This is a genomic window from Alteribacter aurantiacus DSM 18675 (assembly GCF_000429705.1).
GTDB lineage: Bacteria > Bacillota > Bacilli > Bacillales > Salisediminibacteriaceae > Alteribacter > Alteribacter aurantiacus.
In genome coordinates, this window is sequence record NZ_KE386941.1 from 2,288,901 (window position 1) to 2,315,122 (window position 26,222).

A 26,222-nucleotide genomic window follows, 5' to 3' on the forward strand; every position below is an offset into this window, starting at 1 on the left:
CTCCTCCTTTTTTTACTTCGGTTGCATACGGATTGCCCCGTCAAGACGGATGACTTCTCCGTTCAACATTGGATTTTCAATAATGGCTCCTGCCAATTTCGCATACTCTTCCGGTTGTCCAAGACGAGAAGGGAATGGGGTCATCTTCCCAAGAGCGTCTCTTGCTTCTTCAGGTAAAGAGGCAAACATTGGCGTGTTAAACAAACCAGGCGCAATCGTCATCACACGAATGCCGAACGAAGCCAGTTCCCTTGCGATTGGCAACGTCATACCGACGACTCCCCCTTTTGACGCACTATAAGCAGCTTGACCAATTTGACCATCAAAAGCGGCTACTGACGCCGTATTAATAATTACGCCTCTTTCTTCACTACCCATTAATGTATTCGCTTTCATTTTGTCAAAAGCTAAACGGATCACATTAAATGTACCGATCAGATTGACTTCAATCGTTTTTGAAAAACGCTCCAAGCTGTGAATCCCTTTTCTCCCGATCACTTTCTCGGCAGAACCGATGCCAGCACAGTTGACTACAGTGTTGATTTCACCAATTCGCTCAATACCTTTGTCCAAAGCGCTGTTTATGTCTTCTTCTTTCGTCACATCCCCTTGGAAAAAAAGAGTTTGGTCACCAAGCTCATCGACGAGCTTTTCTCCATTCTCGATGGAACGGTCAAAGATGATCGCTTTTCCCCCTCGTTCTACTGTGTACCTAACAACGGCTTCCCCGAGGCCGGAAGCTCCGCCTGTCACAAAAGCAATAGTGTCTTTCATGTTCATACAAAGGATCCTCCTTTTTTTCTGTTAAAGAATGAATGGACCAACGAAAGGAACGCGAAGATGCACCTTCTTCTTTGAAGAAAGTGCATGTATTTTTCCGGTTAGCTTTTCATTTTAGGATCAAGAGCATCTCGTAATCCGTCACCAATCATGTTAAACCCGAGTACGACAAGCATGATCGAGAATCCCGGAAATAAAACGGTCCACGGGGCACTTTGGATGTATTGCCTGGAGTCAGATAGCATCCTTCCCCATTCAGGAGTCGGAGGCTGTGCACCGAGCCCAAGGAATCCAAGAGCTGCTGCTTCTAGGATAGCCGTACCAAATCCGAGTGTAGCTTGAACAATTATTGGAGCCGTGCTGTTTGGGAGTACATGGTGAAAAAGAATTCGGGTACTCTTCATTCCTTGAGCCTTCGCCGCAAGGATGTATTCTTCTTGCCTAATGGAAATTACTTTTGATCGTACTAGACGACCAAAGATCGGTATATTAATAATCGCAATGGCAATAAGTGCATTTTGCAAAGACGGTCCAAGCACAGAAACGATGGCAATGGCCAACAAAATACTTGGAAAAGCCAGCATGATATCAAAAATTCGTGAAATAATCATATCAATCCATTTTCCGTAAAACCCGGCTACAATCCCGAGTAATGAACCGAAGAACATGGCTCCTGTTACGGCAAAAAATCCGACCATTAAGGAAATTCTCGCTCCATAAACGATACGAGAAAAGATATCACGACCGGAATAATCCGTTCCAAACCAGTGTGCTGCAGATGGTCCTTGAAGGCGATCTGCCGCATTCATGCTACTAAAAGAATGACTTGTTAATAGTGGTGCAAATATTGCCATAAAGATAAAAAACAAAACGATACAGAGACCTACAATCGCCAATTTGTTTTTTCGGAGTTGCCAGTATGCTTCTCTCCATGGAGAAATTGATTCTACTCTTGATAGCTGAGGTTTCTCCGGACCTTGCATCGGACTCGATGGTTTGGCAGTTTCCATAATGTATTCCCTCCCCCGTCTAGTATTTGATTCTAGGATCTATATAGCTATAGAGGAGATCCACGACCAGATTAATTAGAACGAACATCGTAGCGATAACAAGAATGCCCGATTGAATAACGGGATAATCACGATTGCCTATAGCTTCATACACATATCGACCAATTCCAGGCCAACTGAAGATCGTTTCCGTCAGGATCGCCCCTCCAAGTAAAGTCCCTGTTTGAAGACCGACTACCGTTAAAACAGGAATAACCGCATTTTTAAACCCGTGGCGGTAAATGACTGTAAACGTGCGTGAACCTTTTGCTTCAATTGTACGGATGTAATCGTGTCGCAACACTTCGAGCATACTTGACCTAGTCATACGGGCAATAATCGCCATTGGGATCGTACCAAGAGCAATGCCGGGGAGAATCAAATGTTTGAACGATGTCCACCACTGATCCAACCGTCCATTGATGATCGAATCAATCAAGTAAAAATGAGTGGTTGTTTCGACTGGGTCCCTCGGATTTCCTCTCCCAAAGGCCGGTAGCCACCCAAGTTCTTGGGCAAAAATCCACTGTTGCATCAGCCCAAGCCAAAAGATCGGCATCGATACCCCTACAAGTGCAATAATCATCGCTGTATAGTCAAAAAGAGAATTCTGCTTCCATGCACTAATAATTCCTGCGTTCACTCCGACGACAACTGCAAAGATCATAGCAAAGGTGGTCAGCTCAATGGTCGCAGCCAAGTACGGACGAATCTCACTTGATATCTCGCCTCTTGTCCGAAGTGACGTTCCAAGATCTCCTTGCACAAGACCTGCCATGTAATTTCCGTATTGGACAAAATACGGTTCATTGAGTCCCAGCTGTTCTTCCAACTGAGCAATCGCTTGGGGAGTAGCCTGTTCACCAAGGATCGTTTGGGCAGGGTTACCTGGAATGAGGTGGATTATGGAAAATGTAATTAAGGACATCCCGATCAACACTGGAATGAGCATGAGTAATCTTCGGATCGTATACGAGAGCATCGCATTCACCTCTAACTTCCACTTATGTAAATAAGATTAAAAGCGCAAACGCCTTGATCACGAGCGATAAAGAAAACTTGGCTTTTTGCCATAATGGCGAAAGCCTTAGTTGCACTTATGCTTGAAGTACAAGCATTTCAGGCCATCAGGTTGAAGCCGCTTTTTGGCTTCAGCTAATAGAATGAAATGACCTCGAGCTCGTAGGCGCTGGAGCTGGACAAAAAAGTTATTCAGGTTAAGTAAAATATAATACCTTAACAGAAATATAGGATCAGAGAGAGGATCCTCTCCCCTCTCTTTCTCCTATCCTAATTGCTTATTAGTTTGTAAGCTCGACTTCCAATAATGCTTCACTTGTTGATGGGTGTGGTACATACCCTTGTACTCGGTCACTTCCTGCAAGAACAGGTGTTGTGTGAACAAGCGGGATAAGCGGAGCATCTTCGTGAATGACTTCTTGCGCTCTTTCATAAAGTTCGGCGCGCTCGTCTTCGTCAACGCTTACTTTAGCCTGGTTAAAGAGGTCATCCGCTTCGTCGCTACGGTAGAATGTACGGTTACCACCAGGGATTGCACTTGAATGCAACAGGTTTCCGAAGAAGTAGTCCGGATCACCGTTTGTACCAGACCAACCAAGCATGAATACGTCTTGCTCACCTTGCTCTGTACGCTCAAGGTACGTCGCCCACTCCATGGACACAATGTTCGCTGTTACACCAATGTCAGCGAAGTTCTCTTGGATTACTTCAGCCGCACGCTGAGGATCTGGCATGTAAGGACGTGCAACCGGCATTGTCCAAAGGTCGAATTCCATTCCATCGGCGAATCCTGCTTCTTCTAAAAGCTCTTGTGCTCGATCTGGGTCATACGCATATTCTTCAATGTTATCGTTGTAACCCAAGTAACCTGGAGGAATAATGTTCTTCGCTGGCTCAGCTAGTCCGGCATAAAGAACGGAAATCAACGTTTCTTTATCAACAGCATGGTTAAACGCCTGACGAACAAGAACATCGTCAAATGGCTCTTTGTCCATGTTGAATCCGAGGTAACCAATGTTGTTTGTTGTACGCTCGAATACCGTTAAACCATCTTCACCTTCAATGATCTCAACGTCATCCGGATCGAGTCCGTCCATGATGTCAATCTCACCTGTACGTAGTGCTGTAAGTCGTGCGGAGTTATCAGGGATAACCGTGAAAATTAAACCATCAAGCTTCGGAAGACCTTCTTGCCAGTAGTCTTCGTTTTTCTCAAGAACAATCTGATCGTCACGGCTCCAGCTTACAAATTTGAATGGACCCGTTCCTACAGGGTTTTCATTGATTGAACTTCCATAGTCCTCAAACGCTTGAGGAGAAGTAATAGAGAAGTAGCTCATCCCCATGTTTTGAATGAAAGAACCGAGCTGCTCATTTAGAACAAACTCTACTGTGTGATCATCAACCACATTAATTTCAGAGATTACGTGACCGTCATCTCCTTGGAATCCACCAAACTGAGTGCCGTACACACTGTAGGTGTAACCGTCATCAGCGAAGTGATACTCGTGATCAGGGTCCGCCCAGCGCTCAAAATTCAACTTAACAGCGTCAGCGTTAAAATCCGTTCCATCGTGGAACGTCACTCCCTCTTCTAAGTAAAAGGTAAATGTCAGACCGTCATCAGAAACGTCCCAGTCATGAGCAAGACCTGGTCCAATTTCAAAAGAGTCATCATCAAACTTTAACAAGCTTTCATAAATCTGCTCGGTAACACGGGAAGATTCCCCATCTGTTACACTTGCATAATCCAGACTCACAGAGTCTCCACCACGTGCAAAGATTAATGTCTGGTCTTCAGCAAGATCAGCTGAACCCTCTCCCTCGTCTCCTGCATCGCTGTCATCGGCATCATCATCCGATGTTTCTCCTGCATCCGTGTCATCTCCAGCTTCCTCGCCGTCAACGTCTTCGTCTCCGCCACAAGCAGCCATGATCGCTACAAGTGAAATGGAGAGAAGCAACAACCAAAGACTTTTCTTCCCCATCTTGTTTCCCCCTTCATTTTAAAAGCTTAAATTATAAAACTCGTAGTTCGTCAGTTCTTTACGGTTTCATCGTAAAGGTGACAAGCCACAAAATGGTTAACGGAATATTCTTTAAACTCAGGCCGTACTTGTTTACATACATCCATCGCTTCAGGGCATCGAGTATGAAATGCACAACCGGATGGTGGATTGGAAGGACTAGGTACATCCCCTTGTAAAATAATGCGCTCTTTTTTCACATCAGGATCAGGGTTCGGAACCGCTGACAGAAGTGATTTTGTATACGGGTGAAGCGGATTATCGTATAAGTCCTCATTATCAGAAAGTTCTACCATCCTACCAAGGTACATGACACCAATTCGGTCGCTAATATGTTTAACCACACTCAAATCATGGGCAATGAACAAATAGGTAAGACCAAACTCTTCTTGTAAGTCTTCCATTAGGTTCAAGATTTGTGATTGAATGGACACATCAAGAGCCGAAACAGGCTCATCACAAACAATAAGTTTCGGATTGACAATTAATGCCCGGGCAATACCAATTCGCTGTCTTTGCCCCCCGCTAAACTGGTGGGGATACCTAGATGCATGCTCTCCTGGCAGACCAACAACTTCGAGAATCTCCCTAACTTTTTTCAATCGTTCCTGCTTATCTCCGATTCCGTGAACAATTAGAGGCTCTCCGAGAATTTTTTCTACTTTATGGCGAGGGTTCAACGAGGCATAAGGATCCTGAAAAATAATTTGCATATCTCTCCTCATTTTCCTCATCTCATCATAGCTCAAGCCGAGGATGTCTTTCCCGTCAAAGATCACTTGCCCTTCAGTAGGTTCAGTAAGTCTGAGCAAGGCTTTTCCCGTGGTAGACTTTCCGCACCCGGATTCCCCTACAATTCCTAAAACCTCTTTCTCGTAGACGGTGAACGAGACGTCATCAACAGCCTTTACTTCGCCCACTTTCCTTGAAAGAACACCACCGGTCACATCAAAGTACTTTTTTAACCCCTTTACTTCAAGCAATGGTTTAGGCATGAGTTGTTTCCACCTCTTTCTTTTCGTAGAGGAAACAACGACACGTATGTGCTTCACTCATTTCCAGAAGGTCCGGGTTCTCTTTAAAACAGCGCTCAAATGCATGTTCACACCTTGGTGCAAAGCGACACCCTTCTGTAATCGATCCGGGTTTTGGTACATTTCCCGGAATGGAATAAAGCCTTTGGTTTCGCTTATCCATTTTCGGTAAAGATTTGATTAACCCTTGTGTGTAAGGGTGCTTCGGTTCTTTGAGAATCGTTCGTACCGAACCTTGTTCGACAACTTTACCGGCATACATCACGACGACACGATCACACATTTCGGCCACGACCCCTAAATCGTGCGTAATGAGCATGATCGCCGTTCCTTTATCTTTGTTTAGCTTTTTCATGAGTTCAAGAATTTGAGCTTGGATCGTTACGTCTAAAGCAGTAGTCGGCTCATCAGCAATGAGTACTTGCGGATCACAGGCCATGGCAATAGCGATCATCACCCGTTGACGCATGCCCCCTGACAATTGGTGAGGATACTCGTCCACAATTTCGTCAGCTCTTGGAATCCCTACTAACTTCAACATATCAATTGCAATCGTTCGGCCTTCTTTTTTTGAAATGGCTCGGTGATTCCTTACCCCTTCAATTATTTGAAATCCGATTGTATACAGGGGATCCAAAGACGTCATCGGTTCTTGAAAGATCATGGCAATTTGATTACCTCTAATTTGTCTCAATCGCCGCTTAGATACTTTCACGAGGTTTTCTTCCACCTGTTTGTTTTTTTGCTCGTGTCGGAATATAATTTCACCACCGACAATCTTTCCAGGGGGCTTAGGGATCAGACCCATAATAGATAATGAGGTCACACTCTTTCCACACCCCGACTCCCCAACAACACCGAGTACTTCTCCTTCATCAATCGAGAAGCTCACACGGTCCACAGCCGGTATTTCTCCCCTGTCCGTAAAAAAATGCGTTTGCAAGTTGTTAATTTCCAAGACTGGTTTTTTCATAATCGCTCCTCCGGTTTCTCTATATGAGGAATAAATAGAACATACGAACCACGGATCAAACATATGTAATTCTAAAATCATCGAATTTTGTTTTGCTATTAATGGAAGAATACTATATGTGTAAATATAAATCAATTGAATTTTTATAATTTTAAAACAATTCTGTAATCACTTAGACCTACGTCGAGGGGTTTCTTATCGTACCAACAGGGCTGTTTTCCCGAAGAAACGTCATACTAAGGCAAAATATGACCGTTATATATTCCTATTCTGTCGACAGATGTGAGCATTGCACTATTTTCATTCTTTTAAGATATTTAAATAATAATTATAAGGCTGGTGCCACCAAATGATGTATATTGTCTTAATCATCGGTTTCATACTCCTCATTAAAGGGGCCGATTTTTTCATCAATGGTTCTTCGAATATTGCAAAGCTGTTGAGGGTATCTCCTCTTGTAATCGGTCTTACCATTGTGGCATTTGGTACAGGAGCACCGGAGGCGACCGTGAGTATTATTGCTGCACTGGAAGGAACACCGGATGTGACGATCGGAAACGTGGTTGGAAGTAACATCATGAACATGTCCATCGTCATCGGCATTACCGCTATGATTGCACCGTTAAGTGTGAAAAGCTCTACCATTAAAAAAGAAATTCCTTTTACCTTTCTCGCAAGTATCACACTCTTAGTCTTGATCAGCGACCGTTTTTTACAAGGAACCACCTCCGACATCATTACAAGAAGTGATGGTATTGTATTGCTTTTATTCTTTTCCATCTTTATGTATTACGTGATCGAAGCCGCCAAAAATTCAAGAGACCCTATTGTAGAAGACGGAGAACCAGCAGGAACGTGGAAAAAGAACATCGTCATTACCGTCACCGGTCTTGCCGCAATTATTCTTGGAGGCTATTTAGTGGTTGAGAGCAGCACGCTTATCGCATTGTCCTTTGGCATGAGTGAAACACTTGCCGGTCTTACCATTGTCGCAATCGGCTCCTCTTTACCGGAATTAATCACCTCCATTACTGCTGCTTTAAAAAAGCAAAGCGAAATTGCGGTTGGGAACATCGTCGGAAGCTCGATTTTTAACGTTCTCTTTGTTCTTGGCGCAGCTTCAATCATTACTCCTCTTCCAGTAGATCCAAAAATCTTCTTGGACGTCATTGTCATGATTGCCCTTACGATTTTACTATTCCGCTTTTCAAGAACCTACTCCATTGTAGGACGATATGAAGGATTAACATTAGCCATTGCTTATGTTATTTATCTCATTTATATCATTATTCGAAATTAATTTATTTTTCACAAACCCTATACTACCAAAGTTGTAAGCGCAGTCATTCGTGACTTGCGCTTTTTGTATGAGAAAGAGGGTTGTAAATGGGCGCTTTCCCCTCTATAATGTCCTCTATACAAAGACATGTGTTCTCCACAGAAGGACACAAAGAAATGGGAGGCGTATGATATGAACAACTCAATCAACATAGGACTACTCGGTTTAGGGACAGTAGGAAGCGGGGTCGTACACATTATTGATCAGCACCAGGACAAACTGAAGCACCAAGTGGGTTGTTCAGTGTCGATTAGTAAAATCCTCGTGAACGACATCCATAAAGAGAGAGATGTTCATTTAAACGGTTCTCGACTGACAACAGATGCGAATGACGTATTAAATGACCCTGAGATTGATGTAATTTTAGAAGTGATGGGAGGCATTGAAGAATCAAGAAAGTACATTCTTCAAGCCCTTGAAAATAAAAAGCATGTCGTAACAGCAAATAAAGATTTAGTAGCCTTACACGGAAGCGAGCTTTTACAAGCCGCTGCGAAAAATAAGTGTGATCTTTTTTATGAAGCGAGCGTCGCAGGTGGAATCCCAATCATCCGTAGTTTAGTAGACGGGCTTGCTTCAGATAAAATCACGAAAATGATGGGCATTGTTAATGGGACAACAAACTATATTTTAACGAAGATGACACAAGAAGGCAGAGACTACGATGAAGTTTTAAAGGAAGCCCAAGACTTGGGTTATGCAGAGAGTGACCCAACAGCTGACGTAGAAGGGCTAGATGCTGCAAGAAAAACAGCCATCCTTGGTACACTTGGCTTTTCCATGCCTATCGAATTGGATGATGTAAGTGTTGCAGGAATTTCGAATGTGACCACAGAAGATCTGAATTACAGCCACGAACTTGGCTATACGATGAAGTTGATTGGCATTGCAGAACGTACAGGCAACAAAGTAGAAGTAAGCGTACAGCCGACCCTATTCCCTCACTCGCACCCACTCGCATCAGTACATGACGAGTTTAACGCCGTCTACGTATACGGCGAAGCGGTAGGAGAGACGATGTTTTACGGACCAGGTGCTGGTAAACTACCAACTGCAACGGCCGTTGTATCCGATTTAGTAGAAGTGATGAAAAACATGAGACTTGGCGTGAATGGGAATAAAGTATCCGAGCCTCAATTTGAAAAACAACTCAAAAGTGACGATGAAATCTATTCGAAGTATTTCTTGCGCATTCATGCAAAAGATCAAGCAGGCACGTTCGCAGAACTTACATCCTTGTTCTCTAAAAAAGGTGTAAGTCTCGAGAAAATTTTGCAACGCCCTCTTGAAGGAAAAGAATTGGCTGAGATTATTTTGACTACTCATCAAGTATCCAAACAAGACTACGATTCCGTTATAAGAGCGTTGGCTGAACTTGATGTGGTCGATCACGTGAAGAGCAGCTACAGGGTTGAAGGAGGAAAATAACATGTATTGGAAAGGCTTGCTTCACCACTATCAAGATTATCTACCAGTGAATGAAAAAACGCCGTCTCTTTCTTTAAACGAAGGAAATACGCCCCTCGTTCCTCTCCCCCATTTATCAAAACAGTGGGGAGTCGAACTGTATGCGAAATATGAAGGGGCAAACCCTACAGGATCATTCAAGGATCGCGGTATGGTCATGGCTGTAGCGAAAGCGAAAGAAGAAGGGTACGAAGCCGTCATCTGCGCGTCTACAGGGAATACGTCTGCTGCAGCTGCCGCTTATGCTGCCAGAGCCAAGATGCGTTGTATTATCTTAATCCCTGACGGAAAAGTAGCTATGGGCAAGCTTGCCCAGGCCGTCATGTACGGAGCGGAAATCTATACGATTGAAGGTAACTTTGATGAAGCTCTTAAAATGGTCCGAAGCATTAGTAAGAAAGCTCCCATTTCTCTAGTTAATTCTGTGAATCCGTATCGTATTGAAGGGCAAAAAACAGCCGCTTTCGAAGTTTGCGACCAGCTCGGTTCGGCCCCTGACGTACTGGCGATTCCTGTTGGAAATGCAGGCAACATTACAGCCTATTGGAAAGGGTTTAAAGAATACCATAAAAAAAATCAAACCGGACTTCCTGAGATGCGAGGATTTGAAGCTGAGGGGGCAGCAGCCATTGTTCGAAACAAAGTCATTGATGAACCAGAAACGGTTGCTACGGCGATTCGAATTGGGAACCCTGCCAGTTGGAATCAGGCTGTTGAGGCAGCCAATGAATCTGGTGGTGCGATTGATGAAGTAACAGACGAAGAGATCCTTCACGCCTACAAGCTCCTTGCCCGAGAAGAAGGCGTATTCTGCGAGCCTGCCTCTGCCGCATCATTAGCGGGGGTTAAAAAACAAGTCGAATCCGGCCACATTAAACAAGGATCAAAAGTGGTAGCTGTGCTTACAGGTAACGGATTGAAAGATCCTAGCTGTGCCATTGAGAGTTCCTCGTTTAAAGCCGACGTGCTTCCAAACAATGAAGATGCCATATACGACTTGATCATGGAGCGTGTAGGACAATGAGTCATGAACAGATGATCACCATCACTGTTCCAGGTAGCACAGCCAATCTTGGTCCAGGATTCGACAGCGTAGGTATGGCCGTAAATCGTTATTTATCCGTTACTGCCGTCGCTTGCAATCGTTGGTCATTCCATTCTCGTTCACCTTATTTAAAAGGACTGCCCGAAGGCGAAGACAACCTCATTTATCAAGTGGCTTCCAAAGTGGCAGAAGGTGTGAATCGCACACTCCCCCCTTGCAAGGTGGAACTCGTTAGTGACATACCGATAGCTCGCGGTCTTGGTAGTAGCGCTGCAGCCATCGTTGCAGGAATTGAGCTTGCCAACGTGCTTCTTGGCCTGAACCTTCCCGTTCAAGATAAAGTTCGAATCGCAAGTTTATATGAAGGACACCCCGATAATGTGGCTGCTTCTTTATATGGTGGGCTTGTGATTGGTACCCATAGTGAAAAACAAACAGATGTGTTATCAGGTATTCATCCATCTATTGAAGCCGTCGCTGTAGTTCCAGACTATGAACTGAAAACTTCAGCTTCAAGAAGCCACCTGCCGGAGAACTTTCCTTTTAAAGACGCCGTAAAAGCAAGTAGCGTAAGTAACGTGCTAATTGGAGCGATTATGCAAGACCGCTGGGATATTGCCGGCAAGATGATGCAACAAGATCTCTTTCACCAACCATACCGTTCCAAGCTTGTTCCCGAGATGGAAAAGGTCATTTCCCTTACGTCATCTATGAATATTTATGGCGTAGCATTAAGCGGAGCCGGACCCATCATCATGGTTTATGTACCTCCGGGATCCGGTGGCTTCGTAAAACGAAAGCTCGCCTCTGCCTTCCCCGATTGTGAGGTCGAACACTTAAAACCCGACCAAAGCGGGGTACAGGTAAGGAAAGGATCATTAAAAGCGATTATGTAAGAGTTTAAGTAAAAATATCCTGAACACCTTATCCTTTAAAAAAACCCCGTCGGGAGAGACTCTCCTGGCGGGCTTTGTTCTTATGTATTATTTTGCAAAAACATGATTCCCGATTGTCACAACAGGCGTTCTCGTAAAGATCCATGAAGACGTTGCAATATCAGGATTATAATAATATGTCGAACCTTGTGATGGGTCTGAACCTCTCTGAGCATCTTTAACAGCTCTGTAGGCCTCTCGGTTAGGCGTTAGGTCGTACTGTCCGTCAAACACTGCTGTAAATGCATTACGCTGATAGACGACCCCTTTTACATCAGACGGAAACTCATCGTCTGCCACTCGATTTAAGACCACGGCCGCAACGGCAACTTTCCCTTCATACGACTCTCCCCTTGCTTCTCCGTGAACCACACTTGCCATGCTTTTTACATTACTTATTTCTCTTAAAGTTTTAGAACCGGTAATGCCATCTTGTGACAAGCCGAAGTCTCGTTGAAACGCTTTGACCGCTTCTATTGTAATCGGTCCATAATATCCTGTTTGCTTGGCCTTAAAATAACCCAAATCAGCGAGGACCTCCTGTACGTCCTTCACTTCTTCCCCTTCACTTCCGTTGTATAAAAGAACAGAAGCTTTCGATTCATCTGGTAAAACAAATACTGTCGCTAGTGCAATGAGTAATAGTGGAATCATTTTTTTCAATGGTCTATCTCCTTCTCTAAATAGTGTTTTATATAACTACGAAGAAGGAGTTCCCTTTTTGAGCAGAATAAAGCGGGTTTGTAGTAAGTTGCTTCTATTATCACCGTGATTTTCCTTTTAAGGTAATTTGTTTTATGACCATAGGGCTATTAAAGAGAAGGCACTGAAAAAGTTAGATCTTTAACTTTCTCAATGCCTTCTATTTAAGATAAGGTGGTTTTTGACGGAAATGATGAATCTTGCAGGATTTATAATGAATCTAAGGCGCTTAATAATGAATTTTTCATATTTATAATGAATCCAGAGCTATATATAATGAATTTTCCAGCCATATATTAGACAATAAATAAAAAAACGACGCACCTCCTGGTTAAGACCAGAAACCGCGTCGTTGTTCACAATGGTAAGGTGGTGCCTATTCAAGAAAATATGGTGGAGCATAGCGGGATCGAACCGCTGACCTCTTGCATGCCATGCAAGCGCTCTCCCAGCTGAGCTAATGCCCCATACCGTTTCATCTTACATTTATGAATTATAGACGATACAGAATGTCGAATCAAGCGTTTTTTTAAGAAAACGTAAATTATTTGTTAGAAAATGACGAATAAGATGTACCAGACAATTCCCGCGATCACTCCTGCAGCTGCTCCTGCCAATACATTTTCTTTGATCACTTTCTTATGCTTGATCGCATCGAAGATCACCCAACCAATAAACATTGTAATTGCAAATACAATCGCTTGTACCATGACTTCTCCCCCTAACCCTTACTATCTTACCAAAAGTATGAATGTTTTTCACTTCAAACTGTCAATAATGGAAAGAGGAACATTGGGGGGGTGGTTGTCCTGTTCAGGTTTGCAAGCAATATAATCTCATCAGCGTCGAATCAATTAAACAATATTATTCGACTCTTAACGGCATTATTTTTAATCGTACTGATTTTTGGTACAGCCATCCACCTATTGGAACCGGGCGTTTATCCTGATATGTTCGATGGGTTTTGGTGGGCGATCGTGACCATCTCTACTGTAGGCTACGGTGATTTTGTCCCCGAGTCTCATTTTGGCAGAATTCTCGGTGTTTTATTAATTTTGACAGGGGTGGGCATTTTCTCTTTTTACCTTACAAACGTTGCTACATCAGCTATTACAACAAAAGACAACATTGAACGGGGAAAGTATCGATTTCACCGCAATGGCCACATCATCATTGTCGGGTGGAATGAGCGAACCAGGCTTTTATTAAAAGAGATCAAATCCCAAGACCCCCAGGCGCATGTTGTACTCATTGACGAATCGTTAGAAAGAAAGCCTTCAGATTTAAATTGGGTTCACTTTGTCAAAGGTCCGGCTAGCCATGACAAAATATTGCACAAAGCCAATATCCAAGAAGCTCACACGGCTATTATTACAGCGGATTCCCATACGGATGAGCATGCTGCAGACTCAAAAACCATCCTCTCAATCCTCACTATTAAAGGTGTGAATCCAAAGCTCTATACAATCGCGGAAGTGATAACGGAATCCCAGATTTTAAACGCCCGTCGTGCAGGGGCTGACGAACTGGTTCAGAGTTCTGTGTTACTAAGTTCTCTCATGCATAACGGACCTGAGTGTCACGGTGTGAGCAAATTAATGCTTACTCTTCTTGATACGAATACAAAAAATAAAATGGAACTGCAAAAGCTTCCTGAAGAATGTATTGGGTTAAAGTACGGGGAACTCATTGAGGACTGGAGTTTTGACGGTGAGCATTTACTTGGGATTTGGCGGGACGATTCTGCTCAGCTCCTTCCCCCAGACAGCTATGAACTTAAAGAAGGAGATCATCTTGTAGTACTTGTGAAAAAGAAAAAGTAAAAGAGAGCCAAAAGGTATTTGATCACCTTCTGGCCCTTTCTTATTTTCTCGGACTTATTTTCATGTCATGTAGAATGACCTGCTCAAGTTCTTTAATGTACTCTTTTCCTGTTTGGATCCATTCCTCAGGAAATTCAGCGTCAGGGTCTTGTGGCTCGGAGAACTGGTTTGTTAAAGGGTTTGGATCGTGCACATTATCATCTAGGCCTCGCTGGTATTTGTGAGCCAGAAGAAATGGTCGTCCAAGCTGTACTTCCACCCCTTTGTAATCAAGAGCACCATCCGTCGCAAAAAAAGGCAAGCGAATACATAAATAGCTCGATTCGTCGTTCATGACATAGTCAAAATAGCCATGGTCATACTCCCAGCCCCCACCGATCACGTAACCGAGAGGCTTTAGCTTTTTTTCTAGCTCAATGAGTTCGAATTCTTGGTTTTCTAAGGGAGATTGTACCTCAATCATGTCCCCACCTCCAAAACATCATTTTTGTTAGTATGTTCAGGAGGTAGAGATTTTATTTTGCAGTGAGTCAGTAGGGAGTTGCGGAGGGGGGACTTTGGTCTTTCGGGGTTCGGATGATTCACTTATTTTTGGTTTGTCTGAGTTATTTACTGGTTGATCCACTTATTTTCCCTTTGATCCATTTATTTCAACTTTGTTGGAGTAAGCCGCCACACCACCACGCCCTGCCACTCCCGACGCACCCAAGCCTCCACTCAAAAACAAAAAATCCGCCGGTACACGAGCACCGACGGATAAACAAGGGATTATTTTAAGCGTTTCTCAAGCTCTGCTTTTTCTTTTTCAAATCCTGGTTTACCAAGGAGAGCGAACATGTTCTTCTTGTATGCTTCTACACCTGGCTGGTCGAATGGATTTACGCCCAACAGGTATCCGCTTAAGGCACAAGCTTTTTCAAAGAAGTATACGAGGTAACCGAAGTGGTACTCGTTTAATTCTGGAATCGTCACCACAAGGTTAGGTACGTTTCCGTCTGTATGAGCAAGCATTGTTCCTTCGTATGCTTTTTTGTTTACAAAGTCCATGGTTTGACCCGCGAGGTAGTTCAAGCTGTCTAAGTCGTCTTTGGACTCAGTAAGCTTCACTTCTTCACGAACGTTCTCCACGTTCAACACCGTTTCAAACAAGTCACGGCGACCGTCTTGAACGTACTGACCTAAGGAATGAAGATCTGTGGAGAAATCTGCAGCAGATGGGAAGATCCCTTTGCCGTCTTTTCCTTCACTTTCTCCGTAAAGCTGCTTCCACCACTCACTGACAAAGTGAAGAGATGGCTCGTAGTTGACCATAAGTTCAACTGTTTTTCCTTTGTTGTAAAGAGCGTTACGAACAGCTGCGTACTGGTACGCTTCGTTTTCTGCAAGGTTTTTGTTGCTGTATGCCTCACGTGCGTCTGCTGCTCCTTGCATCATCGCTTCAATGTCAAGACCACTTGCTGCAATTGGTAGTAGACCTACAGCTGTAAGAATGGAGAAGCGGCCCCCAACATCATCAGGAATGACAAAGGACTCGTAGCCTTCTTCGTTCGCTAGCTGCTTAAGAGCGCCTTTTTCTTTGTCTGTTGTAGCGTAGATACGCTTACGAGCTTCTTCTACACCGTACTTTTTCTCTACGTATTCACGGAAAATACGGAATGCGATCGCTGGCTCCGTTGTTGTACCAGACTTAGAAATGACGTTAATGGAAACATCTTTACCTTCAAGAACGTCAAGTAGGTCACGTACATACGTAGAGCTGATGTTATTTCCTACGAAGAAGACTTGAGGCGTGTTGCGCTGTTCTTTTGCCAACACATTATAGAAAGAATGGTTTAACGCTTCAATTGCCGCACGGGCACCAAGGTAAGATCCACCAATTCCTACTACAAGTAACACATCTGTGTCGCCTTTGATTTTTTCGGCTGCTTTTTGAATGCGAGTGAACTCTTCTTTGTCATAGTTGACCGGAAGATCCATCCAACCTAAGAAGTCGTTCCCTGCACCTGTGCCGTTATGTAGTTCGTCGTGAGCGGATGCAACTGCACCGGCTAAGTGATCGACTTCGTGTTGGGCTAAAAAGTTTGACGCTTTTTTGTAATCAAAAGAAAGGGTTTTTGCCATTATTTATACCTCCATTTAATGAGTGTACTATCGCTTTTCTTACTCTTCCACGTATCACTTTATTAAAACCACAGCAAATAATCAAGCTGATTCCACTTTGTAAGCGTAACCAAATAGAAAAAACGGGCCACTCGTTAGGAGTGCCCCGTTTTCTTCTTTATAATGCTGCTCTTAAGATCGCTACAACGTCTTCTTTTTCCAGTTCATTGAAATTGCCGAACGGACCGTTTGCCATGGCTTTGTCAGCCATCACGTCAATTTGGCTATCATCAATGTCGTAGTCTGAAAGGCGGCTAGGTGCTCCAAGTTCAGTCCAGAACTGCTCGAGACGCTCAATTCCTTCTTCAGCTACTTGGAAGTTGGACTTTCCTTCAGGGTCTACCCCCCACACGTTCACGGCAAGTTGGACCAGCTTTCTCTCTCCTAAATCAAGGTGATGTCTTAACCACTGCGGGAAGATGATCGCAAGCCCACCTGCATGTGGGATATCATATACAGCTGATACGGCATGCTCAATGTTATGAGAAGCCCAGTCTCCCCTAGTTCCCATTTGTAGTGAGCCATTCAATGCAATTGTACCGGAGTAAAGAATCGTCTCCCGAAGCTTTACATCGTCCAAGTTTTCAACAAGCTTTGGACCTGCTTCAATGACAGTGTTCAACACGGCTTCACACATTTTCTCTTGAAGAGGCGTATTCGTTTGCTGGTGAAAATATTGCTCCAACACGTGGCTCATCATATCCACGATTCCATAAATGGTTTGATCTTTTGGTACAGTTAGTGTGTTTTTCGAATCAAGAATAGAGAATTTAGGGAATGTGTGCGGACTTCCCCAACCATACTTCTCATGTGTTTCCCAATTTGTGATTACAGAACCCGCGTTCATTTCAGAACCGGTTGCAGCTAAGGTGAGAATGGTTCCGAAAGGTAAAGCGGATTCCGGTGTGGTTTTTTTCGTAACTAGATCCCACGCATCACCGTCGTATTTAGCTCCCGCTGCGATGGCTTTGGTACAGTCAATGACACTCCCTCCACCTACAGCTAGAAGAACATCAATGTCGTGTTCGCGGCAAAGATCCACACCTTTATGAACGGTAGAAAGACGAGGGTTCGGTTCAACGCCCGCAAGTTCCGTAACGTTAAATCCTCCCTCATTTAAGAGAGCTGTTACCTCATCATACAGTCCGTTTCGTTTTATGCTTCCTCCTCCATAAACGAGAAGGACGTTATATCCAAATGGTTTAAGCTGATTGACCAGCTGTTCTTTGACTTGACCTTCGCCAAAAACAAGGCGAGTCGGGTTTTGATAAATAAAGTTGTCCATTGTTCCACTCCTTTACTTGTCTACAAAAAATCGATCGGTATTATTATCTCCCATCGGAAGAAAGGATGTAAAGAAATGTGCAACTTCAGGTAATTTTATACAGCTGAATAGTTCTCCTTTTATTTAATCATCATAAGGAAAGGAGCATTAGCTTCTTAGATTTTAAATGAGCCCTATTAAGGAGGTGAGGAGCGAATGAGCGGTATTCAACGCACAGCTCTTGTTCTGGCGATTATTGGCGCAGTAAACTGGGGATTAATCGGATTTTTCCGTTTTGACCTTGTGGCAGCCATCTTTGGTGGACAAGCAGCCGGTTTTTCACGTTTTATCTATGCACTTGTTGGTTTGGCTGGGCTGTACTGTATCTCCATTCTTTTCAAACCAGACGAAGAGTTGGAACGCAGTCCGGAACCTCAGCGTTAAACAGTCCATTCGATCCCGACCTTTTAGGGATCCTATATGGGTATCAAAAAAATGTGCTCTAGTTTCATGGAAGTTGGGCACAAAAAAGGAGGCAACTCTCGGGAGCTGCCTCTTTTGTCTTTAGAAAAGTTGGATTCTGGGAAATCCTTTACTTTACATTATTTATTTTTTTGCGCGCTTGTTAAGGTCAGCTTGAATTTCGTTAGACTGCTTTAACCAGCCTTTAAGCTTTTCTTCAAGTGTGTTGAAACCTTGTGGTTTTTCGTTCGTGTGGCGTTTAGCTCCGCCTCCACCGCCGCCTTGACCTTGACGCTTAGGACGCTCTTGGCGTGCCGGACGCTCAGGCTTTGGCTGAGTTTCGCGGATAGATAGAGAAATTTTACCAGTCTCTTCGTCTACGCTTAATACTTTAACTTTAACTTCATCTCCAACAGAAAGGTGCTCGTTAATATCTTTAACGAAACCGTGAGCGATGTGTGAGATGTGAACAAGACCTTGTTTTTGGTCGTCTAGTGCTACGAACGCACCAAAAGGTTTAATCCCAGTAACTTTTCCTTCGACAATGCTGCCTACTTCATATTTACCTGACATGAGAACAACTCCTATAGCTATTTATTAACTGGTTAATTATATCACAGCTTTTCTTTTCTGACAAAAAGGGAAATTTTCCATTGTTCCTAAATCCATACATTACGCTGGAACTAACCTTGTCCTTTATATCATAACCGTGATGTGCGGTCAATTCTCCATGGATGTTTTAACAATCGCTACCTTGTTTAAACTTCCGTTGACATTAGCAATGCAACGCTTTATAGTAGAAAAATATTGCAGAAGAAACGTCACTTTTCTGATAATTTTTAGTGACGCGAAGGAGGTACGACAATTATGTCCCAAAAGCAGGATCAGTGGACATCCAAGCTTGGATTTATTCTTGCTGCTGCCGGATCGGCAATCGGTCTCGGAGCGATTTGGAAGCTCCCTTACGTAGCCGGTATGAGTGGTGGCGGTGCATTTTTCCTTATCTTTTTACTTTTTACGATTTTCCTAGGACTTCCACTCTTACTCACAGAGTTTACGATTGGTCGTAAAACCCAGCACGAAGCTGTTACCGCTTATCGAATGCTGGCACCAGGAACCTATTGGCATTGGATTGGAAAGCTCGGTGTGGCTACATCTTTCTTTCTATTATCGTTTTACAGTGTCGTAGGTGGTTGGATTGTCATTTATTTTGCCCGCTCCATAACAGAAGGAATTGGAGGTCGTGGTGCTGAAGAATTTGAACAGTTGTTTGGACAAACGATTAGTAGCCCATGGCTTGCAATTGCAGCTCACCTTGTCTTTATGCTTATGACCATTCTCGTAGTTCAAGGTGGAGTACAAAAAGGAATCGAGCGCGTCAGTAAAATTATGATGCCAGCCTTGTTTGTTTTATTCCTTATTATTGTGATTCGTTCGGTTACGTTGCCCGGTGCAATGGAAGGGGTACGATTCTTCTTAGTTCCGGATTTTTCATCGCTAACAGGACAAACAATTCTCTTTGCCCTTGGACAAGCGTTCTTCAGTTTGAGTCTTGGTGTGTCCATCATGGTCACATACAGCTCCTACTTAAAGTCAAATGAAAGCTTGCCACGTTCAGCTGTTTCCATCGTTGGACTGACGATTTTCATTTCTATTTTAGCAGGTCTGGCGATTTTCCCGGCAGTGTTCTCTTTTGGACTCGAGCCTACTGAAGGACCGCCATTGATTTTCATTGTATTACCAACCGTATTCAGCTCCATTCCTTTTGGTAGTGTGTTCTTTGTAGCATTTATGGCTTTATTGTTGTTTGCTACACTAACATCGGCGTTCTCCCTTTTGGAAATGGTCGTGGCTTCGGTTACGAAAAATGACCCTGCAAAACGTAAAAAAGCCGCATGGGTTTGCGGACTTTTGATCTTTGTATTGGGTATTCCGTCCGCATTGTCTTACGGAGTCATGGGTGATGTGTTGTTCTTTGGTCTCACATTCTTTGATGCCCTTGATTTTCTCGTAAGTAACGTTATGCTTCCACTCGGAGCATTGCTGATCGCCATCTTCGCACCACTGAAGATCAAAAAAGACGAGCTGTATGATGAAATGCAAAAAGGTTCAGCGTTCAAACGTAGCCTGTTCAATACATGGTATGTACTCGTAAAATACGTTGTACCAATCGCAATCTTGCTCGCGTTTATTAATACTCTAATTACTGGTGGGGTCTGACCCCATAGCCGTCAAGTTAAGAATTAAGTGTACTAAATAAGGTGAAGTAAGGTGTAGCCGGAATGTTCTTCGCTTTCCGCGGCGGTGCCGGCAAGCCTCCTCGGGCAAAGCCCATGCGGGTTCTCGCCTAGCTCCCACTGCCGCAGGAGTCTTCGAACATTCCGGCTACACCTAATCATATGTCCAAGTTCATATCATTTGTGATAAATAATAGCTTACCTGTTCATCCTGACGGGTATCCTCCCTTTACATTGTAAAGGGAGGTATTTCTTCTGAAGAAGAAAATGGAGTGAAAGGTGGCGACTCCCAGCGACGAGCGTTTACATCATGAGTATACTACGAGTTGCTTCGACGCAGACGCTTCGGAGCATTTGCTTGTAGAGGAAGAAGCAGGAAGCTCTTCAGCCGAAGACCCCGCAGGGCGCCTTTCCCGAGGAGGCTAAGGCGATGCCCGCGGAAAGCGTCCACCTGTAACGGAATTTATCATTGTTAAAAATACTTCCGAAAGCTTCTTTGTCATGTGAAAAAATGATAGTGAATGAACATATATGATAAAAAACCTAAAGAAGCCCGCCAATTTTGCTTAACTTGACAGCTATGGGGACTCGCCTATAGGGTCTGACCCCCGAACAATTGTGTAAAAGTCTGGATGTTAATTGACGAATAAATAAATTTGATTTTTCAAGTATAGGATTGTGAACGATGGTTAAAATGATTGGTGTATACAATCTTGTATTCCCCCTTAAAGCGAGGTAGAAGTAGTGAACCCCATCACTCTTTTGCCTCGTTTTTTTTGTGCGTGACCCTCTTACCAACTTTTCTTTAAACACAAAAAAACACCCGCAGAGCAGTCTTACCATGCGAGTGTTACTACATTTATAGTGATTTAATAAACGAATCCATCCGGTCGACGGCTTGTTCCAACTGTGTAAGTGATGTAGCGTATGAGCATCGAATGTGCCCTTCGCCCCCTTCACCGAACACGTTCCCAGGAACAACTGCCACCCGCTCAGCAAACAACAGCTTTTCAGCAAATTCTTCTGAGGATAGCCCCGTCGACTTAATTGAAGGAAACGCATAGAATGCCCCTCCCGGAATATGGCAATCAAGGCCGATCTCTTTTAACGAACTCACAAAGAAGTTTCGACGTTGTCGATAGCTCTCCACCATTTCAAGCATCTCATCTTTACCGTTCCGAAGAGCTTCCAATGCACCATACTGAGCCATGGTCGACGCACACATCATCGCGTACTGATGGATTTTTAGCATACCTGCTGCAACCGGAGCTGGCGCACACACATAGCCTAAACGCCATCCGGTCATCGCAAAGGCTTTTGAAAAGCCACTGATCAAGATTGTTCTCTCATACATACCTTCCAAAGCCGGAACGCTTACATGTCTCTCATCATAGGTCATTTCCGCGTAAATCTCATCCGAGTACACGATGAGGTCATGCTTTTTTATGACATGTGCCACTTTCTCAAGCTCGTCCTTTGTCATCACTGTGCCTGTCGGGTTGTTTGGAAAGCAAAGCAAAATGCCTCTCGTACGATCAGTCACTCTGGATTCAATTTGCTCCGCTGTGACCTTAAACCCATCTTCAATGGATGTAGACACTGAAACGGGAACGCCCCCAATCAACGATACAAGTGGAGCATAAGAAACAAAGCTCGGTTCAACGACCAAGACTTCTTCTCCTGGATTGACTGTCGCGCGCATTGCCAAATCTATTGCCTCACTCGCTCCTGCTGTGACAATCACTTCTTCTTCAGGGTTATAATCGGTCTTAAACTCCCGAGTCAAATAACGAGAGATCTCATCTCTTAGCTCAGGTAGACCTGCATTGGCTGTATAAGAGGTCATACCACGTTCCAATGAGGCAATGCTTGCTTCTCGGATGTTCCATGGCGTTGCGTAATCAGGCTCTCCCACACCAAGAGAGATGATGTTATCCATTGATGAGGCCAAATCAAAAAACTTCCGGATTCCTGATGGTTGAATTCGTTCAACAGCTTCCGATAAATAACGATTCGTCATGGGGATACCACGATACGATGGTCTTCGTCTCCATCATCAAACACAACACCATCATGCTTATATTTTTTCAACTGGAAGTGAGTGGTGGTAGAAAGAACCGATTCCAATGTAGACAGCTTCTCAGAAACAAACTGACCTACCTCACTCATGGTTGCCCCTTCAATAACAACGCTCAAATCATACGTTCCGCTCATAAGATAAAGAGCCTTGACCTCTTTGAAACGATAAATGCGTTCAGCCACTTCGTCAAAGCCAACCCCTCGCTTTGGTTGCACTTTCACGTCTATCATCGCCGTAATTCCTTCTGGGCTATCGACCTTAGTCCAATCCACAATCCCTGAGTAGCCAACGATCACCTTTCGTTTTTCCAAGTCACTCATCATCTTTTCAACATCTTCTTCTGTTACATCTAATAATTTCGCAATCATTTTCACCGGCATACGCCCATCCTTTTCAAGAAGGCGAAGCAGCTCCATTTCTTTTTTCAATTGACTGACTCCTTTCTGCATGTATGTTTGATCAACCTTGTTTTTGGGAAAAGTAAGTACCGTTCTTCTCCATCTCTATAAGCTTTCACATACGGTCTATTTTAACAGAAAGAGAGGCATCGTTACTATGGGAACCGAAAACAAAAACCCTCACGTGACGGAATATGAACACGTGGCCTTATTACTCGTTGATGTCATTAACGATTTTGAATTTGAAGACGGAGAAAAACTCATTCGCTACGCCAAACCGATGGCCGAGAGAATCGCCCGCTTAAAAAAGCAGGCAAAAGAATTGAATATTCCTGTTTTATATATAAATGACAACTACGGTCGGTGGCAATCCGACTTTCAATCATTGGTCAACCACTGTCTTCAAGAAGAAATGAGAGGTCATGAGGTAACAAAGCTCCTCGAACCGGAAGAAGACGATTATTTCGTATTAAAACCCCAATTTTCCGCTTTTTTTAATACGCCACTCGACCTCTTATTGGAGTACTTGAATGTGAAATCCTTAATCATCACCGGGGTTGCCGGTAACATGTGTGTTCATTTTACCGCCAACGATGCGTATATGCGTGGGTACAAGTTGTATCTTCCGTCAGACTGCACTGCCTCAAATCACGAGGAGGATAATCGAGAAGCTCTTCATTTAATGGCCCATGTGCTCAAAGCGGATACAACCCCGTCTGAAGAAATGGATCTTGAACAGATCAAATATTACTGGCGAAACAAAGAAAAGGATGCCCCCTAAATCGGACATCCTCTTCTTTGACGCTTTTCTACGCTAACCTGAATACAATGCCGTGACCACCTTTTGGATATTCCCACTTGATGTTGTCAGTCGGGCACCCAATCCGGCAGCTCCCACACTCATGACAGCCCTCATATCCTACGTGCATACGATCCCCTTCCCACTTATACACATCCGCCGGGCAAAAAATCGTACAATCCTTATCAGGACAAGACGTTAAACAGACGTTTTCATCCTTCACTTCCAAGTGAGACTTCGTGTCACAACGGAAACGAACGAGATACTGCTTTTCTTCAATGGTTTTAGCCATTATTTCATCACCTTCCATGCGCGGTATAAATCCTTGGCGACGGCGATTTTTCCTTTTCCTTCCGTAATGCTCTTAATGATGCGGCTTTGCTTTTCTTTTTTCGGACTGCCATCAACAGTAAAGAACGAATTGGCGGCTTTGTTCATCATTGGGATGTAGTCTGTAAAGTATTGCGGATGCTCTTCAAAAGTATGTGTTACATCTTTGTACTTCTTCAAATCTTTTCCTATAAAACTGTTGTACAGTTCTTTTCGATACGAGTCGAGCGTTCGCTCTGTAAAATCATCAAGCTCTTTTGCCCTCACAATCGCTTCAGCAGCCATCTTACCGGAGCTCATGGCCATATTTGACCCTTCACGGTGAATGGCATTGACGAACTGAGCCGCATCTCCTACAATCATGACACCATTGCCGACCAAGCGAGGAACCGATTTATAGCCCCCTTCTGGTATGAGGTGAGCCAAATACTCTGACGTCTCGCCGCCTTCAATATACGGGCGAATCATCGGGTGTTCTTTTACATATTCAAGCAAATGATAGGGCTTGAGCTTCTTTTTGATCATACCGGACAGTGTCGTTCCTACCCCGATGTTCAAACTGTCTTTATTGGTATAAAGAAAAGCGGTACCGAGAAGGCCTTGGGTGGAATCACCGAAAATCTCTACACTCACACCTTGATCGTCTGAAACGTTAAATCGTTCGTTGATCGTTTTCTTTGGTAAATTTAAGACTTCCATTACGGTGAGGGCGACTTCATCAGGCTTCCACTCTTTGTGAAACCCAAGGCTCTTTCCAAGTAACGAGTTGACCCCATCCGCCAACACAACAACATCTGCATACACATCTCCATCTGGACGGTCCGTTCGTACACCAACCACGCGGTTTTCCTCTACAATACATTCCGTAACAACGGTTTCATTGATGAGTAAAGCTCCTTGTTCGACCGCTTTACCAGCAAACCACCGATCAAATTTCGCCCGTAATACCGTAAAGTTGTTAAATGGTTCTTTGCCCCATTCCAATCCTTTGTAGCTCGTTGTCACCATCGATTCTTTATCTAAAAACCAAAAGCGTTGCTCCACGACAGGACGCTCCAACGGGGCTTCTTTCCAAAACTCGGGAATAATTTCTTCCAATTGCTTTCGATAGAGAATGCCGCCCATCACGTTTTTGGACCCGGGATATTCTCCTCGCTCAATCAATAGAACGTTCAGACCCGCTTTTGCAGCTGTATATGCGCAGCTCGTGCCTGCAGGTCCCGCTCCAACTACGATGACATCAAACTTATCAGCCATTCGTGGTCACCTCTTCTTGTGCAACTTTGTCAGACAACGCTTCTTTAAACGCTTCTGTAAGCATAGGGACAATCGTAAAGGCATCCCCCACAACGCCATAATGAGCTGCGTTAAAAATCGGAGCTTCTTTGTCGTTATTAATCGCTACTATAAGCTCTGAATTTTGCATGCCCACAATGTGCTGAATGGCTCCGGAAATACCGATCGCGATATATACTTTGGGAGTGACTGTAGCCCCGGTCTGTCCTACTTGATGATCGTGACCGCATATGCCTGCTTCGACAACGTCGCGGCTCGCTCCTACAGTGGCATTTAAAATGTCAGCCAATTCCTTGACCATGGCAAAGCCTTTCTCGTCTTTAATTCCTTTGCCTGCTGCAACAATGACGGTTGCTTCTTCAAGATTGACCGCTTTTTTAGCGTCTTTTACAATTTTTAAAACCTTTGTTTGGAGATCGTCTTCTTTTACATCTATTTCTTCTACAATAACCTCTCCTGTTCTTCCCGCTTGTAAAGGTAGACGCTTAATGACCTTTGGCCTGACCGTCGCCATTTGCGGGCGATGCTTTTTACAAAGAATGGTCGCCATGATATTGCCACCAAAGGCCGGTCTGCTTGCTTCAAACAATCGTTTCTCTACATCCACATCCATTAGAGTGGTATCGGCTGTCAAGCCACACAGGACATCTGTGGCTACTGCACTTGCCAAGTCTTTTCCGTTGGATGTAGCCCCATAGAGAAAGATTTCTGGCTTGAATTTCCTCACTAAATCTCCTACTGCTTTCATATACGTTTCTGTTCGGTAGTATTTTAAAACGGGATTGTCGATCAAATAGACTTTATCCGCTCCCGATTCAAACACTTCTTTCGTTAGATGTGATACTCCGTCTCCAAGTAACACCCCACACAACTCTACATCCAATTTATCGGCCAGGTCCCGGCCCGCAGCCAAAAGTTCTAGCCCTACATCAAGTAGCTGTTCTTCTTTTTGTTCGATAAATACCCATACTCCTCGGTAATCATCAATGTTTACTTTCACTG

General features: G+C 43.9%; 26 protein-coding genes and 1 tRNA gene. 9 read left to right on the forward strand and 18 right to left on the reverse strand.

What is annotated here, in order from left to right; all coding sequences use genetic code 11:
* Nucleotides 1–12: 12 nt before the first annotated feature.
* From G476_RS0114855 to G476_RS0114880, 6 genes are all read right to left on the reverse strand, one after another.
* On the reverse strand, nucleotides 13–780 hold the full coding sequence (locus G476_RS0114855) for a 3-hydroxyacyl-CoA dehydrogenase (protein WP_026690804.1): 768 nt from the start codon (nucleotides 778–780) through the stop codon (nucleotides 13–15).
* Between the two features lie 101 nt (nucleotides 781–881).
* Nucleotides 882–1,763: a nickel transporter permease gene (gene nikC, locus G476_RS0114860; protein WP_051314867.1), complete on the reverse strand. Its 882-nt coding sequence runs from the start codon at nucleotides 1,761–1,763 to the stop codon at nucleotides 882–884.
* A gap of 46 nt (nucleotides 1,764–1,809) precedes the next feature.
* Nucleotides 1,810–2,811 carry an ABC transporter permease gene (locus G476_RS0114865; protein ID WP_026690806.1) on the reverse strand — a complete coding sequence of 334 codons (1,002 nt, stop codon included), beginning with the start codon at nucleotides 2,809–2,811 and terminating at the stop codon, nucleotides 1,810–1,812.
* A 319-nt stretch (nucleotides 2,812–3,130) separates the two neighbouring features.
* Nucleotides 3,131–4,837, reverse strand: coding sequence for an ABC transporter substrate-binding protein (locus tag G476_RS0114870; protein ID WP_026690807.1), 1,707 nt, complete (start codon nucleotides 4,835–4,837; stop codon nucleotides 3,131–3,133).
* 50 nt (nucleotides 4,838–4,887) lie between these two features.
* Entirely contained in the window at nucleotides 4,888–5,871 is a 984-nt protein-coding gene (locus tag G476_RS0114875) for an ABC transporter ATP-binding protein (protein WP_026690808.1), read from the reverse strand.
* Nucleotides 5,864–6,883 (reverse strand): ABC transporter ATP-binding protein, encoded by a 1,020-nt coding sequence (locus G476_RS0114880; protein WP_026690809.1) that lies wholly within the window; start codon nucleotides 6,881–6,883, stop codon nucleotides 5,864–5,866. The genes G476_RS0114875 and G476_RS0114880 overlap by 8 nt, the downstream gene beginning before the upstream one ends.
* A 349-nt stretch (nucleotides 6,884–7,232) precedes the next feature.
* Here G476_RS0114880 and G476_RS0114885 point away from each other — a divergent pair, with 349 nt between their 5' ends.
* From G476_RS0114885 to thrB, 4 genes are all read left to right on the forward strand, one after another.
* Complete coding sequence (locus G476_RS0114885) at nucleotides 7,233–8,183, forward strand: calcium/sodium antiporter (RefSeq protein ID WP_026690810.1); 951 nt, start codon at nucleotides 7,233–7,235, stop codon at nucleotides 8,181–8,183.
* A gap of 171 nt (nucleotides 8,184–8,354) precedes the next feature.
* The gene (locus tag G476_RS0114890) at nucleotides 8,355–9,650 is read left to right on the forward strand and encodes a homoserine dehydrogenase (RefSeq protein ID WP_026690811.1); all 1,296 of its coding nucleotides are present in this window, start codon (nucleotides 8,355–8,357) and stop codon (nucleotides 9,648–9,650) included.
* Between the two features lies 1 nt (nucleotide 9,651).
* Entirely contained in the window at nucleotides 9,652–10,713 is a 1,062-nt protein-coding gene (gene thrC / locus G476_RS0114895; protein ID WP_026690812.1) for a threonine synthase, read from the forward strand.
* On the forward strand, nucleotides 10,710–11,630 hold the full coding sequence (gene thrB / locus G476_RS0114900; RefSeq protein ID WP_026690813.1) for a homoserine kinase: 921 nt from the start codon (nucleotides 10,710–10,712) through the stop codon (nucleotides 11,628–11,630). Before thrC ends, thrB begins: the two co-directional genes overlap by 4 nt.
* Nucleotides 11,631–11,717: 87 nt before the next feature.
* Here the strand turns inward: thrB and G476_RS0114905 are convergent, their stop codons facing one another.
* From G476_RS0114905 to G476_RS23835, 3 genes are all read right to left on the reverse strand, one after another.
* Nucleotides 11,718–12,323: a cell wall hydrolase gene (locus tag G476_RS0114905; RefSeq protein WP_051314868.1), complete on the reverse strand. Its 606-nt coding sequence runs from the start codon at nucleotides 12,321–12,323 to the stop codon at nucleotides 11,718–11,720.
* 439 nt (nucleotides 12,324–12,762) lie between these two features.
* Nucleotides 12,763–12,838, reverse strand: a tRNA-Ala gene (locus G476_RS0114910).
* Between the two features lie 84 nt (nucleotides 12,839–12,922).
* Nucleotides 12,923–13,081, reverse strand: a complete 159-nt coding sequence (locus tag G476_RS23835; RefSeq protein WP_169720893.1) for a hypothetical protein — start codon at nucleotides 13,079–13,081, stop codon at nucleotides 12,923–12,925.
* A gap of 90 nt (nucleotides 13,082–13,171) precedes the next feature.
* Between G476_RS23835 and G476_RS22160 the strand changes: the two genes are divergently transcribed.
* Nucleotides 13,172–14,194, forward strand: a complete 1,023-nt coding sequence (locus G476_RS22160; RefSeq protein WP_051314821.1) for a potassium channel family protein — start codon at nucleotides 13,172–13,174, stop codon at nucleotides 14,192–14,194.
* A 40-nt stretch (nucleotides 14,195–14,234) separates the two neighbouring features.
* On the opposite strand, the gene G476_RS0114925 is transcribed toward G476_RS22160, so the two are convergent.
* The 3 genes from G476_RS0114925 to G476_RS0114935 all read right to left on the reverse strand — a co-directional run bounded on the left by G476_RS0114925 (nucleotide 14,235) and on the right by G476_RS0114935 (nucleotide 17,639).
* Nucleotides 14,235–14,657 carry a YugN-like family protein gene (locus G476_RS0114925; protein WP_026690815.1) on the reverse strand — a complete coding sequence of 141 codons (423 nt, stop codon included), beginning with the start codon at nucleotides 14,655–14,657 and terminating at the stop codon, nucleotides 14,235–14,237.
* 305 nt (nucleotides 14,658–14,962) lie between these two features.
* Nucleotides 14,963–16,315: a glucose-6-phosphate isomerase gene (locus tag G476_RS0114930; RefSeq protein ID WP_026690816.1), complete on the reverse strand. Its 1,353-nt coding sequence runs from the start codon at nucleotides 16,313–16,315 to the stop codon at nucleotides 14,963–14,965.
* 157 nt (nucleotides 16,316–16,472) lie between these two features.
* Complete coding sequence (locus tag G476_RS0114935) at nucleotides 16,473–17,639, reverse strand: iron-containing alcohol dehydrogenase (RefSeq protein WP_026690817.1); 1,167 nt, start codon at nucleotides 17,637–17,639, stop codon at nucleotides 16,473–16,475.
* 195 nt (nucleotides 17,640–17,834) lie between these two features.
* On the opposite strand from G476_RS0114935, the gene G476_RS0114940 reads away from it, so the two are divergent.
* Entirely contained in the window at nucleotides 17,835–18,062 is a 228-nt protein-coding gene (locus G476_RS0114940; protein WP_026690818.1) for a DUF378 domain-containing protein, read from the forward strand.
* A 162-nt stretch (nucleotides 18,063–18,224) separates the two neighbouring features.
* On the opposite strand, the gene yugI is transcribed toward G476_RS0114940, so the two are convergent.
* Complete coding sequence (gene yugI, locus G476_RS0114945; RefSeq protein ID WP_026690819.1) at nucleotides 18,225–18,653, reverse strand: S1 domain-containing post-transcriptional regulator GSP13; 429 nt, start codon at nucleotides 18,651–18,653, stop codon at nucleotides 18,225–18,227.
* A gap of 294 nt (nucleotides 18,654–18,947) precedes the next feature.
* Between yugI and G476_RS0114950 the strand changes: the two genes are divergently transcribed.
* Together G476_RS0114950 and G476_RS23630 are read left to right on the forward strand one after the other, a co-directional pair.
* Nucleotides 18,948–20,300 (forward strand): sodium-dependent transporter, encoded by a 1,353-nt coding sequence (locus tag G476_RS0114950; RefSeq protein WP_026690820.1) that lies wholly within the window; start codon nucleotides 18,948–18,950, stop codon nucleotides 20,298–20,300.
* A 296-nt stretch (nucleotides 20,301–20,596) separates the two neighbouring features.
* Nucleotides 20,597–20,743 carry a hypothetical protein gene (locus G476_RS23630; protein WP_156906579.1) on the forward strand — a complete coding sequence of 49 codons (147 nt, stop codon included), beginning with the start codon at nucleotides 20,597–20,599 and terminating at the stop codon, nucleotides 20,741–20,743.
* 433 nt (nucleotides 20,744–21,176) lie between these two features.
* Here the strand turns inward: G476_RS23630 and G476_RS0114960 are convergent, their stop codons facing one another.
* On the reverse strand, nucleotides 21,177–22,337 hold the full coding sequence (locus G476_RS0114960; protein WP_026690821.1) for an aminotransferase: 1,161 nt from the start codon (nucleotides 22,335–22,337) through the stop codon (nucleotides 21,177–21,179).
* Nucleotides 22,334–22,813, reverse strand: a complete 480-nt coding sequence (locus tag G476_RS0114965) for an Lrp/AsnC family transcriptional regulator (protein WP_425387229.1) — start codon at nucleotides 22,811–22,813, stop codon at nucleotides 22,334–22,336. Before G476_RS0114965 ends, G476_RS0114960 begins: the two co-directional genes overlap by 4 nt.
* A gap of 139 nt (nucleotides 22,814–22,952) precedes the next feature.
* Between G476_RS0114965 and G476_RS22165 the strand changes: the two genes are divergently transcribed.
* Nucleotides 22,953–23,576: a cysteine hydrolase family protein gene (locus tag G476_RS22165; RefSeq protein ID WP_051314822.1), complete on the forward strand. Its 624-nt coding sequence runs from the start codon at nucleotides 22,953–22,955 to the stop codon at nucleotides 23,574–23,576.
* Between the two features lie 28 nt (nucleotides 23,577–23,604).
* On the opposite strand, the gene G476_RS0114975 is transcribed toward G476_RS22165, so the two are convergent.
* Genes G476_RS0114975 through G476_RS0114985 form a run of 3 tightly spaced genes read right to left on the reverse strand, consistent with a single transcriptional unit; the run spans nucleotide 23,605 to nucleotide 26,220 of the window.
* The gene (locus G476_RS0114975; RefSeq protein WP_026690823.1) at nucleotides 23,605–23,904 is read right to left on the reverse strand and encodes a ferredoxin family protein; all 300 of its coding nucleotides are present in this window, start codon (nucleotides 23,902–23,904) and stop codon (nucleotides 23,605–23,607) included.
* A complete protein-coding gene (locus G476_RS0114980) occupies nucleotides 23,886–25,181 on the reverse strand; it encodes an FAD-dependent oxidoreductase (protein ID WP_026690824.1) in 1,296 nt (431 codons plus the stop codon). Before G476_RS0114980 ends, G476_RS0114975 begins: the two co-directional genes overlap by 19 nt.
* Nucleotides 25,174–26,220: an electron transfer flavoprotein subunit alpha/FixB family protein gene (locus tag G476_RS0114985; RefSeq protein ID WP_026690825.1), complete on the reverse strand. Its 1,047-nt coding sequence runs from the start codon at nucleotides 26,218–26,220 to the stop codon at nucleotides 25,174–25,176. Before G476_RS0114985 ends, G476_RS0114980 begins: the two co-directional genes overlap by 8 nt.
* Nucleotides 26,221–26,222 lie beyond the last annotated feature (2 nt).

Excerpts from the sequence above, each read along its gene's own strand:
- G476_RS0114925 (WP_026690815.1), bottom strand. The coding sequence starts at position 14,657 with ATGATTGAGGTACAATCTCCCTTAGAAAACCAAGAATTCGAACTCATT.
- G476_RS0114965 (WP_425387229.1), bottom strand. The coding sequence starts at position 22,813 with ATGGAGCTGCTTCGCCTTCTTGAAAAGGATGGGCGTATGCCGGTGAAA.
- G476_RS0114960 (WP_026690821.1), bottom strand. The coding sequence starts at position 22,337 with ATGACGAATCGTTATTTATCGGAAGCTGTTGAACGAATTCAACCATCA.
- G476_RS0114890 (WP_026690811.1), top strand. The coding sequence starts at position 8,355 with ATGAACAACTCAATCAACATAGGACTACTCGGTTTAGGGACAGTAGGA.
- G476_RS0114940 (WP_026690818.1), top strand. The coding sequence starts at position 17,835 with ATGAGCGGTATTCAACGCACAGCTCTTGTTCTGGCGATTATTGGCGCA.
- G476_RS0114885 (WP_026690810.1), top strand. The coding sequence starts at position 7,233 with ATGATGTATATTGTCTTAATCATCGGTTTCATACTCCTCATTAAAGGG.
- G476_RS0114930 (WP_026690816.1), bottom strand. The coding sequence starts at position 16,315 with ATGGCAAAAACCCTTTCTTTTGATTACAAAAAAGCGTCAAACTTTTTA.
- G476_RS23835 (WP_169720893.1), bottom strand. The coding sequence starts at position 13,081 with ATGGTACAAGCGATTGTATTTGCAATTACAATGTTTATTGGTTGGGTG.
- G476_RS0114875 (WP_026690808.1), bottom strand. The coding sequence starts at position 5,871 with ATGCCTAAACCATTGCTTGAAGTAAAGGGGTTAAAAAAGTACTTTGAT.
- G476_RS0114980 (WP_026690824.1), bottom strand. The coding sequence starts at position 25,181 with ATGGCTGATAAGTTTGATGTCATCGTAGTTGGAGCGGGACCTGCAGGC.
- nikC (WP_051314867.1), bottom strand. The coding sequence starts at position 1,763 with ATGCAAGGTCCGGAGAAACCTCAGCTATCAAGAGTAGAATCAATTTCT.
- thrC (WP_026690812.1), top strand. The coding sequence starts at position 9,652 with ATGTATTGGAAAGGCTTGCTTCACCACTATCAAGATTATCTACCAGTG.
- G476_RS0114975 (WP_026690823.1), bottom strand. The coding sequence starts at position 23,904 with ATGGAAGGTGATGAAATAATGGCTAAAACCATTGAAGAAAAGCAGTAT.
- G476_RS0114865 (WP_026690806.1), bottom strand. The coding sequence starts at position 2,811 with ATGCTCTCGTATACGATCCGAAGATTACTCATGCTCATTCCAGTGTTG.
- G476_RS0114870 (WP_026690807.1), bottom strand. The coding sequence starts at position 4,837 with ATGGGGAAGAAAAGTCTTTGGTTGTTGCTTCTCTCCATTTCACTTGTA.
- thrB (WP_026690813.1), top strand. The coding sequence starts at position 10,710 with ATGAGTCATGAACAGATGATCACCATCACTGTTCCAGGTAGCACAGCC.
- G476_RS0114935 (WP_026690817.1), bottom strand. The coding sequence starts at position 17,639 with ATGGACAACTTTATTTATCAAAACCCGACTCGCCTTGTTTTTGGCGAA.
- G476_RS0114855 (WP_026690804.1), bottom strand. The coding sequence starts at position 780 with ATGAACATGAAAGACACTATTGCTTTTGTGACAGGCGGAGCTTCCGGC.
- G476_RS22165 (WP_051314822.1), top strand. The coding sequence starts at position 22,953 with ATGGGAACCGAAAACAAAAACCCTCACGTGACGGAATATGAACACGTG.
- G476_RS0114950 (WP_026690820.1), top strand. The coding sequence starts at position 18,948 with ATGTCCCAAAAGCAGGATCAGTGGACATCCAAGCTTGGATTTATTCTT.
- yugI (WP_026690819.1), bottom strand. The coding sequence starts at position 18,653 with ATGTCAGGTAAATATGAAGTAGGCAGCATTGTCGAAGGAAAAGTTACT.
- G476_RS0114880 (WP_026690809.1), bottom strand. The coding sequence starts at position 6,883 with ATGAAAAAACCAGTCTTGGAAATTAACAACTTGCAAACGCATTTTTTT.
- G476_RS0114905 (WP_051314868.1), bottom strand. The coding sequence starts at position 12,323 with ATGATTCCACTATTACTCATTGCACTAGCGACAGTATTTGTTTTACCA.